The sequence below is a fragment of the Pseudochrobactrum sp. AO18b genome, assembly GCF_000409565.1.
Lineage (GTDB): Bacteria > Pseudomonadota > Alphaproteobacteria > Rhizobiales > Rhizobiaceae > Pseudochrobactrum > Pseudochrobactrum saccharolyticum.
Genome location: NZ_ANNO01000314.1, coordinates 1 through 2,772, shown reverse-complemented (window position 1 = coordinate 2,772; position 2,772 = coordinate 1). Strand labels below are relative to the sequence as shown.

At 53.2% G+C, this 2,772-nt stretch carries 4 protein-coding genes; all 4 read right to left on the bottom strand.

Going from position 1 to position 2,772, the window contains the following annotated elements:
* Positions 1-184 (bottom strand): hypothetical protein (locus A918_RS0112525; RefSeq protein WP_028233751.1); only part of this gene is annotated, 184 nt, incomplete at its 3' end.
* 384 nt (positions 185-568) lie between these two features.
* On the bottom strand, positions 569-766 hold the full coding sequence (locus A918_RS0112520) for a DUF2065 family protein (protein WP_022711399.1): 198 nt from the start codon (positions 764-766) through the stop codon (positions 569-571).
* A 15-nt stretch (positions 767-781) separates the two neighbouring features.
* Positions 782-1,705: a protease modulator HflC gene (gene hflC / locus A918_RS0112515; protein WP_022711398.1), complete on the bottom strand. Its 924-nt coding sequence runs from the start codon at positions 1,703-1,705 to the stop codon at positions 782-784.
* Positions 1,705-2,772 (bottom strand): FtsH protease activity modulator HflK (gene hflK / locus A918_RS0112510; RefSeq protein ID WP_022711397.1); only part of this gene is annotated, 1,068 nt, incomplete at its 5' end. The genes hflK and hflC, both read right to left, overlap by 1 nt.

Sequence of the window (2,772 nt, the reverse complement as noted above, 5' to 3'; positions counted from 1 at the left end):
CAGCCAGTCCGAGCGGCGCCAGCTTGCCGGCAATGGCCGGCTGTGGTGCCTGCGGCGGGTTTGCAGCGGTTTGCTGCTGCGCCTGAGCTGTCATGGCGCCCAGCAGTACCGTGCTTACAGACAAGGCGGCAAGTGCGGTGCGCAGGGGAAATGAAACCGTGCTTTTAGTCTGAGTGCGAACCATCTGAAACTCCGCCTGTTTTGTTATTTAGAGCGCCGTGCACCCGATCGGGCGCACAAAGGTCGTTCTAACTCTGATACTTACAACGGATTGCAAGCAAAATACGGCCAGAGCATGTCGCAGTTAAATGTCTTCATTTAATATCCGCAACATACACTCACCTGCAATCCGAAGCGCCTCTATGAGCTGCCTGAATGCAATACGCTCAGGTTTAAGCCCATTATGCTCTGCTTTTAAAGTGTTAGAGCGACCTTTGTGCGCCCGATCGGGCACGCGGTGCTCTGAAGCACATTATCAGAAGTTTGAAGCCCAAGCAGTCGCTATGATTTAATGCTGCAAATTCTGAAAAAAAGAGGCGCATGAAATATCATACGCCTCTTTGTAATTTTATCCGGCAGATCCGCCTCTGACCAGCCATATCACCCCGACGCCAAGCGCCAGTGCAACAATACCTGCTATTCGCAGATAATTTTCCGGAGCTTCTGACACGTCTTTAGCCATACGTCTGGCAAAGTGCGGGAAGCCGCCATAGAGAAGCCCCTCTAAAACGAGGAGCAATCCTATGGCTGTAATCAGGTCACTCACAGCGGCATCCGGTCCTTACTGTACGCTCTGACCGGCATTCGCAGGCTGCTGCGGCAGTTTACCGGCGGCATCCTTAAAGAAGCGGAAGAACTGGGAATCCGGCGACAGAACCATGGTTGTACCTTCGGCCTGCAAGGACTGACGATAAGCATTCATCGAACGATAGAATGCATAGAAGTCAGGATCCTGTTTTGCAGCTTCCGCGAAGATACGACCACGTTCACCTTCACCCTCACCGCGCAGCACTTCAGAATCACGGTTGGCTTCAGAGACGATTTCCACAACCTGACGGTCAGCAACAGCTTTGATACGCTGCGCTGCTTCACGGCCACGGGCACGCAGGCGCTCAGCTTCTGCAAGACGCTCGGCCTTCATACGGTCGAAGGTCTGCTGGGAAACTTCAGCGGTCAAATCCGTACGGCGGATACGTACATCCTCAATGGTCAGACCAAGGGATTCGGCATCCGGACGCAGTTGGTCGCGTACTTCACGCATCATGCTGCCCCGTTCTTCCGACAGCGCCGATTCAAAGCCGCGCAGACCATAGACCTGACGCAGAGCCGCATCGAGACGGGTACGCAGACGCTGTTCAGCAAGCATTGTATTTGCCGAAACAGTCTCACGGAATTTACGGGCATTGGTAATGCGGTAAACGAGGAACGCATCCACATCATAGAATTTACCGCCGGAAACCTGAACGCGGATATCGTCCAGATCAAAACGCAGCATACGGTCATCAATGATCTGCACATTGTCTGCTTCAGCGAAAGCAAATGGCAGTTTGAAGTAGAGACCAGGCTCTGTTTTCACGTCAACGATCTGACCGAAACGTAAGACAATAGCCTGCTGGCGTTCATTCACCACGAAAACCGAGGAATAAACCAGAAATGCGACAACAGCGATCGCACCAACAATAAAAGGCAAACGATTCTGATTCATTACTGGTTGCCTCCTGCTTTACCCTGCTGACGCATCAGTTCAGTCAAAGGCAAATATGGCATGACATTATTGCCGCCTTCGATAATCACTTTATTGCTGTCTTTCAGCACCTGCTCCATGGTCTCAATGAAGAGACGGTCGCGGGTAACATCAGGAGATTCTTTGTAAATATTCAGGACAGAGTTAAAGCGCTGGCTTTCACCTTCCGCTTCCTGAACCATACGGGTTTTATAACCGGCAGCATCTTCACGAACCTGCGCAGCCTCACCGCGTGCCTGACCCAGCTTCTGGTTGGAATACTGGTTGGCTTCTTCTACAAAGCGGTCTTCATCCTGCTCAGCACGCTGCACTTCGTCAAAGGCATCAGCCACTTCACGCGGCGGTGCAGCATCTTCGATGGAAAGAGCAGTTACCTGAATACCGGCGCCATAGCCGTTCAGCGTATCCTGAACAATATCACGAACCGACTGGGCAATTGCCGCACGGTTGTCACGGAACACATCCTGTGCAGGACGACGGCCGACGATTTCACGGATCGCGCTTTCAGAAACCTGACGAACCATATTGTCAGGATCCTGTACCTTGAACAGGTAAGAACGCGGATCGGAAACACGGTAAAGTACGGAGAACTGAACATTAACAATGTTCTGGTCACCGGTCAGCATCAGACCTTGTGTGGCACCGCGAGTGCCCTGACCGCCAATATTGATCTGGCGTTCACCGGTCGAAACTTTTTCATAAGTTTCAATCGGCCAGAGATGGAAATGCAGACCCGGCTCGGAAATGGTTTCTTTCGGCACACCGAAGCGCATTTCAACCGCAAGCTCATCCGGCTGCACGGTATACATGGACTGGAACAGCCAGAAACCGGCGAGCGCAAGCGCACCGACAATATAGAAAGCAGGGCCGCCGCCACCGCCGCCACCGCCCGGCATCACCTTTTTAAGGCGATCCTGACCTTTGCGCAAAATATCCTCGAGATCCGGAGGCGTTCCGCCCGAGCCGCCAGGGCCGCCGCGCGGTCCTTTAGGGCCTTGTCCCCATGGTCCGCCCTGATTAGAGCCGCC

Bases quoted from the DNA above. Each gene is read 5' to 3' on its own strand.
- hflC (WP_022711398.1), bottom strand. From the start codon at position 1,705: ATGAATCAGAATCGTTTGCCTTTTATTGTTGGTGCGATCGCTGTTGTC.